At 70.4% G+C, this 6,761-nt stretch carries 7 protein-coding genes; 1 reads left to right on the plus strand and 6 read right to left on the minus strand.

The features are described 5' to 3' along the window. The 6 genes from ACV4UX_RS16105 to ACV4UX_RS16130 all read right to left on the minus strand — a co-directional run. A partial coding sequence (locus tag ACV4UX_RS16105; protein WP_491594301.1) for a 2-oxoacid:ferredoxin oxidoreductase subunit gamma family protein occupies nt 1–250 on the minus strand: 250 nt, incomplete at its 3' end. A 2-nt stretch (nt 251–252) separates the two neighbouring features. Further along, a complete protein-coding gene (locus tag ACV4UX_RS16110) occupies nt 253–1,011 on the minus strand; it encodes a thiamine pyrophosphate-dependent enzyme (protein ID WP_491594302.1) in 759 nt (252 codons plus the stop codon). Further along, complete coding sequence (locus ACV4UX_RS16115) at nt 1,008–2,075, minus strand: 3-methyl-2-oxobutanoate dehydrogenase subunit VorB (protein ID WP_491594303.1); 1,068 nt, start codon at nt 2,073–2,075, stop codon at nt 1,008–1,010. The genes ACV4UX_RS16110 and ACV4UX_RS16115 overlap by 4 nt, the downstream gene beginning before the upstream one ends. After that, the gene (locus tag ACV4UX_RS16120; protein ID WP_491594304.1) at nt 2,072–2,311 is read right to left on the minus strand and encodes a 4Fe-4S dicluster domain-containing protein; all 240 of its coding nucleotides are present in this window, start codon (nt 2,309–2,311) and stop codon (nt 2,072–2,074) included. Before ACV4UX_RS16120 ends, ACV4UX_RS16115 begins: the two co-directional genes overlap by 4 nt. A gap of 29 nt (nt 2,312–2,340) precedes the next feature. Continuing rightward, nucleotides 2,341–3,417: a tRNA preQ1(34) S-adenosylmethionine ribosyltransferase-isomerase QueA gene (gene queA, locus ACV4UX_RS16125; RefSeq protein WP_491594305.1), complete on the minus strand. Its 1,077-nt coding sequence runs from the start codon at nt 3,415–3,417 to the stop codon at nt 2,341–2,343. A gap of 24 nt (nt 3,418–3,441) precedes the next feature. Next, a complete protein-coding gene (locus ACV4UX_RS16130; protein WP_491594306.1) occupies nt 3,442–4,146 on the minus strand; it encodes a glycosyltransferase family 2 protein in 705 nt (234 codons plus the stop codon). A gap of 113 nt (nt 4,147–4,259) precedes the next feature. On the opposite strand from ACV4UX_RS16130, the gene ACV4UX_RS16135 reads away from it, so the two are divergent. Then, nucleotides 4,260–6,761: MG2 domain-containing protein (locus ACV4UX_RS16135; protein ID WP_491594307.1), on the plus strand; the 2,502-nt coding region annotated here is incomplete at its 3' end.

The following is a 6,761-nucleotide window of genomic DNA, read 5'->3' on the forward strand; positions in this document are numbered from 1 at the left end:
GGGGCTGGAATTTCTCCAGCGAAGGCCTGTTGAGGGCGATGAGTCCCACGGGGCTCTGGATGATGGGCGAGCCGATGTCCTCGTCGGAGAGCACCACGGTGCAGTTGGCGGTGCCGCCGCGCATTTCGGGTCCGTAGACGGGCATGAAGGTCACATGGAGGCCGTGTTCCATGGCGGCCTGGGCCAGCAGGGTTCCGGCCAGGACGACGCCCTGGCCTCCGAACCCGGCGATGATCACGTCGGCGTACATGATTAGCAGGCTCCCGCGTTTTTGGCGTCCTTGAAGACGCCCAGGGGGAAGTAGGGGATCATTTCGTCGGCGATGCGCTGGTTGGCGGCCAGGGGCGTCATCTTCCAGTTGGTGGGACAGGTTGCGAGGATTTCCACGAAGCCCATGCCCTGGTCGTTCAAGGGCGCCTCGAAGGCCATGCGCACGGCCTTCTTGGCCTGGGCGATGTGCTTGGTGGTGTTCACGGCCACGCGGGAGGCGTAGGCCACGCCGGGCAGCCCGGCCATGATCTCGGCCATGCGCAAGGGCAGCCCCGCCGAGGAGGCGCAGCGTCCCGAGGGGCAGGTGGTGGTCTTCTGGCCGATGAGTGTGGTGGGGGCCATCTGTCCGCCGGTCATGCCGTAGCAGGTGTTGTTGACGAAGACGATGGTGATGCGCTCGCCCCGGTTGGCGGCGTGCATGATCTCGGCCATGCCGATGGAGGCCAGGTCGCCGTCGCCCTGGTAGGCGAAGACCACCTTGTCCGGGGCCACGCGCTTGACGCCCGTGGCCACGGCCGGGGCGCGCCCGTGGGGGGCCTCCACGGCGTCCATGAGCAGGTAGTTGTAGAGCAGCACCGAGCAGCCGATGGAGGTGACCATGACGGTCTTCTCGGCCAGCTGGCGGGAGTCGATGTATTCGGCCACCAGGCGCTGGACAACGCCGTGCTGGCAGCCGGGGCAGTAGTGGGTGGCCACGTCCGCCATGACGGACGGGCGCTGGAACACGATGTTTTCGCTCATGAGCGTTCTCCGGCGCAGGCCTTGGCGATGGCTTCTTCGAATTCGTCGGGCGTGGGCAGGTTGCCGGGGAGCGCGCCGAAGAAATCGGAGTCGGCGACGCCCCGGACGGCCAGGCGCACGTCGTCGACCATCTGGCCCATGTTGTGTTCGATGGTCAGGAAGCGTTTGCCGGCCTGGGCAAGCTCGCGCAGCACGGCGGAGGGGAAGGGGTAGAGGGTGACGGGCCGCACGAGCCCCACCTTGAGCCCCTTGGCGCGCAGCTTGCGCACGGCGGACTTGGCGATGCGTCCGATGGAGCCGAAGGCCACCACCACGAGGTCGGCGTCTTCGGTGAGGAAGCAGTCGGCGCGGGCGAGGCTCTGCAGGGCCTGGTACTTGTCCTGGAGGAGCAGGTTGTGCCGGGCCAGGGTGCCCTCTGCCAGGCGCAGGGAGCGGATGATGCGCGCGGGGCGTCCGGCCGCGCCGGAGAGCCGCCAGTCCTGCCCTTCGGCGGGGTCGGCGGGGCGGGGGGCGCGGCGGGTGAGGGGTTCCTTCATCTGGCCCAGGATGGCGTCGCCCACGATGAGCACGGGGGTGCGGTGCTCGAAGGCCCAGTCGAAGGCCTCGCGGGTGAGCTCATAGGCCTCCTGGCAGGAGGCCGGGGCCAGGCAGGGGGTGCGGTAGTCGCCGTGGCCGCCGCCCCGGGTGGACTGGTAGTAGTCGGCCTGGGCGGTGTTGATGTCTCCCAGGCCCGGGCCGCCGCGCATCATGTTCACGATGACGCAGGGCAGCTCGCTGCCGGCCAGGTAGGAGATGCCCTCCTGCATGAGCGAGATGCCGGGGCTGGAGGATGTGGTCATGGCGCGCACGCCCATGGCGGCCGCGCCCAGCACCATGTTGATGGAGGCCACTTCGCTCTCGGCCTGCACGAAGGCCCCGCCCGCCTCGGGCAGGTGTTCGCACATGTATTCGGGGATCTCGTTCTGGGGCGTGATGGGGTAGCCGAAATAGGCCTTGAGCCCGGCGTCGATGGCGCCCATGGCCACGGCCTCGTTGCCTTTCACGAAGATGCGCTCGCTCTTCATCGGGCGGCCTCCTTTCCGGGCTTCTTGGTGCGGAAGACCGTGATGGCGATGTCCGGGCAGGTCTGGGCGCAGGCGGTGCAGCCGGTGCAGGAGGGGAGGCGCTCGGGGTCGGCCTCCACGACCTTGTAGCCCTGGGGATTGATCCGGCTGGACACCCGGATGATCTCCTCGGGGCAGACGGCGGTGCACAGCAGGCAGCCTTTGCAGCGCACCTCGTCGATGACGATTCTCGACATGGGTTTCTCCGTGGGTGCTGGTCCCTGATCTAGCGGATGAGCATGGCGTCGCCGTACGAGAAGAAGCGGAAGCGCTCGCGCACGGCGCGGGCGTAGGCGGAAAGAACGGCGTCCGTGCCTGCCAGGGCGCAAACCATAATCACTAGGCTTGAGCGCGGCAAATGAAAATTGGTCAGCAGTCCGTCCAGGACGGCGAAGGAGTAGCCGGGGCGGATGAAGATGTCTGTTTCGCCCGCGAAGGGGCGGATTTCGCCGCAGACCCGGAAGGCCCCCTCCAGGGCGCGGGCCGAGGTGGTGCCCACGGCGATGACCGGGCGTCCCTGTCCCTTCGCCAGGAGAACGGCGCGGGCGGTCTCCTCGGGGATTTCGGCCCATTCGGCGTGCATGCGGTGGTCGCGGATGTCCGTGGCGCGCACGGGGCTGAAGGTTCCGTAGCCCACGTGGAGCGTGGCCTCGGCCCAGCCGAAGCCCCGGGCCTCCAGGGCGGCGCGCACCTCGGGGGTGAAGTGCAGCCCGGCGGTGGGCGCGGCGGCGGAGCCCTGCTTGTCCGGGCGCGAGTGGAGCGTCTGGTAGCGTTCGCGGTCGGCCGCCGCGTCCGGTCGGCGGATGTAGGGGGGCAGGGGGATGTGCCCGATGCGCTCGAAGAGGGCCTGCAGGTCGCCCCGGAAGCGCAGGGTCACGCGGCAGCGCCCGAAGTCGCCGCGCTCCAGCACGCGCACGGTCAGGTCCGGGTCGAAGGCCAGCTCCTGGCCGGGCCTGGGCTTCTTGGAGGCGCGCAGCAGGGCCTGGGCCTGGGCCTCGCGCCAGCCGTCCTGCGCCTCATGGACTTCCAGCAGCGGCAGGGGCGTGAGCAGGAGCATCTCCACGGCCCCGCCCGTGGGCTTTGAGGCCTTGAGGCGCGCGGGGAGCACGCGCGTGTTGTTGGCCACCAGGAGCGCGCCGGGGGGCAGGAGGTCGGGCAGCTCTGCGAAGCGGGCCAGGGAGGTCTCGCCCGTGGCGCGCTCCAGCGTCATCAGCCGCGAGGCGTCGCGCCGCCCGGCCGGGGCCTGGGCGATGAGCTCTTCCGGGAGGTGGAAGTCGAAGGTGTCGAGGCCGGTGCGGTTCAAAGGGTGCGGTTCGGCGGGCGCGGATCAGCGGGTGCGGATCAGGCCGAAGCGGACGATCCAGTAGATGGCGGAGACGCCGTCCTTCCAGCCGATCTTCTTGCCTTCCTCGTAGGTGCGTCCGTAGTAGGAGACCGGCACCTCGTAGATGCGCGCCTTCATGCGGGCGATCTTGGCCGTGAGTTCGGGCTCGATGCCGAAGCGGTCGCAGACGAGGGTCATGCGCTGGAGATGCTCGCGGCGGAACACCTTGTAGCACACCTCCATGTCCGTGAGGTTGAGCCCGGTGAACACGTTGGAGAGCAGGGTGAGGAAGCGGTTGGCCAGGTAGTGCCAGAAGTAGAGCACCCGGTGCGTGCCGCCCAGGAAGCGCGAGCCGAACACGGCGTCGGCCCGGCCCATGCGGATGGGGGCCAGCAGGTGCGGGTAGTCGGCGGGGTCGTACTCCAGGTCGGCGTCCTGGATGAGCACCAGGTCCTTGGTGGCGGCCCGGAAGGCGGTGCGCAGGGCCGCGCCCTTGCCCTGGTTGCGGTCGTGGAAGAGCACCTGGAGCTTTTCCCGGCCCTGGAGGGAGCGCAGGATGTCGCGGGTTCCGTCGGTGGAGTGGTCGTCCACCAGGACGATCTCGTCCACTTCGGGCTGTTCCAGCACGCGGTCGACGATCTCCAGGATGGTGTTGCGCTCGTTGTAGACGGGGATCACCACGGAGAGGGTGGGACGCTGGGTGCTCATGGGCCGGGTTTATGGGGCAATCCCGGGAGCCCGTCAAGGGCGCAGCGCGCGCCCGGCCTTGCCAATGCGCCCAGGCGTGCTAGAAGGGAAAAAACGTTCCTCCCGGAGTGCCCATGAGCCACGACGCCCCGCAGTCGTCCGCCGTCAAGTCGTTGGTGATCGTCATCCTGCTGCTCGTGGTGGCGGTGCAGGGCTGGTTCCTCTGGCGCGGCGGGGAGCCCCCGGCTCCGGCTCCGGCTGCCCCCGAGGCGGCAAAGCCCCAGGCCCCCGCGGCCGAGGCCCCCAGGCCCGCGCCCGTCAGGCCCGAGGCCCCCGGGAACGAAGCCCCCGCCCCGGGCGAGGCCGTGGAGGTGGCGGTGTTCCGCCACAACCCGAACCGCCCCGGCGAGGTGATCGTCTCCTTCACCAGGCCCGTGGGCGAGGCCGAATCCTCGGGGCCGCTGGTCCAGGCTCCGTTCCGCATCGAACCCGACGTGCCCGGCGTGTGGCACTGGGCAGGCCCCTACATCCTGCGCTTCACGGCCCAGGACAAGAAGGGCGTCGACCCCGCCCGCACCTACGCCTTCACCGCCGTGCCCGAGGCCATCCTGCCCAAGGGCGGCAAGCTGGGCGGGCGCACGCAGTTCAGCGTGCGTCCCGCGCCCCTGGCCGTGCACCGCTTCGCCGCCGAGCCCGACCCCGTGCCCGGCAAGCCTGGACTCTACGTGGTGCGCGGCTCCGTGAGCTTCTCGCGCCAGATGCAGCCCCGGGACATGGAGAAGGCCCTGCGCCTGGTGGACCCCCGCCTGGGCCCCGACAAGCCCGTGCCCCTGCACATCCTCCTGGACCAGGAGGGAACGACCCCCGTGGTGCGCTTCGAGTCCGACCCCGTGCAGGCCGACGAGAAGACGCGCATGTTCACCCTGCTGGTGGACAAGGACGCCACCCGCTCCGACGAGGGCTTCGTGCTGGACCAGACCCAGGCCTACGCCTTCCCGGTGGTCCACGCCTCCGTGCTCAAGCCGCGCGACCCCGGCGCGTGGGAGGAATACCGCAAGGGCTTCCGCCTGAACTTCTCCGCCAAGGTGGACCCCGACGCCCTGCGCGAGCAGGCCCGCTTCGAGCCCCCCCTGGAGGGCGCGGGCTTCTCGCGCGACGAGGAGGGCCTGTGGGTCTCGGGCAATTTCCGCTACGGCGTGCGCTACGCCCTCGTGCTGCCCCAGGGCTTCGCGGCCGCCGACGGCGCGAAGCTGGAGCGCGAGGCGCGCGTCCCCCTGGCCGTGCCCGACCAGAAGCCCACGGCGCGCTTCGCCAATCCGGGCGTGTTCCTGCCCAAGAGCGGCGCGGGCAAGGTGGCCCTGGAGACCGTGAACCTCAAGGCCGCCAAGCTGCGCGTGGAGCGCGTCTTCCGCAACAACATCTTCTTCGCCCTCAACTACTACGGCGAGCAGGCCTTCGACGACGACGGCGGCTACGGCGAGGTGCTCCCCTACCTGGGCGACGCCGTGGCCGAGGAGGACTTCAAGTTCCAAAGCCCCCGCAACCAGGCCGTGAACACTCCCGTGGACCTGGCCCGGCTCGTGAAGGGCACGGAGCCCGGTCTCTACCGCCTCACCGTGTCCCAGGACGACGGAGAGTCCAGCCCGGCCCAGCGCTGGATGCTCGTCACCGACCTGGGCGTGGCCGCCAAGCGCGGCAAGGACGACCTGCTCGTGTGGGTCAGCTCCTTCAAGGACGTCTCCAGCGTGGCGGGCGCGCGCGTGAAGCTCATCTCCAACCGCAACCAGGTGCTGGCCCAGGGCGTCACGGACGCCAAGGGCGTCTGGCGCGCCAAGGGGCTGGCCGCCCTGCCCGAAGGCACCGAGCCGTACATGATTTCCGTGGAGAAGGACGCCGACTACGCCTTCCTGCTCTTCGACCGCTTCGGCACGGACATGACCGGCCTGGACGTCTCCGGCGTGGAGGTGGCCCAGGCGGGCTACCAGGCCTTCACCTGGGGCGAGCGCGACATCTACCGCCCCGGCGAGACCGTGCGCGGCATAACCGCCGTGCGCGACCCCAAGCTCAAGACCCCGCCGCCCATGCCCCTCAAGCTGGTCTGGAGCGACCCCCAGGGCCGCGAGGCCGCCGTGGAGACCCTGCGCACGGACGCCCAGGGCCTGGCCTCCTTCGCCCGGGCCATGCCCTCCCACGCCCCCACCGGGGCCTGGACCCTGGACGTGCTGGCGGGCGAGGAGCCCATCGGCCAGTACCGCTTCCAGGTGGAGGACTTCCAGCCCGACCGCATCGCCGTGAACGTGCTGCCCCAGGTGGAGCGCGCCGGCCCGGGCCAGGAGCTGGCCTTCAGCGTGCGCGCCGACTACCTCTTCGGAGCGCCCGCCGCCGGGCTGCCCGGCGAGGCCAGCGTGGTGCTCGCCGCCGCGCCCTTCACCCCCAAGGGCTTCGAGGCCTACGCCTTCGGCACAAGCGAGCGCGCCTTCGAAAACGTGAACCTTTTGCGCCAGGAGATCCAGACCGACGCCGAGGGCAAGGCCGCCCTCTCGGCCGCCATCCCCCAGGGGCTCAAGCCCCCGGCGGCGCTCATGGCCGTGGTCACGGCGCGCGTCTCGGAGCACGCCGGGCGCGGCGTGGGCTCG

This window comes from Fundidesulfovibrio sp. (genome assembly GCF_058402725.1).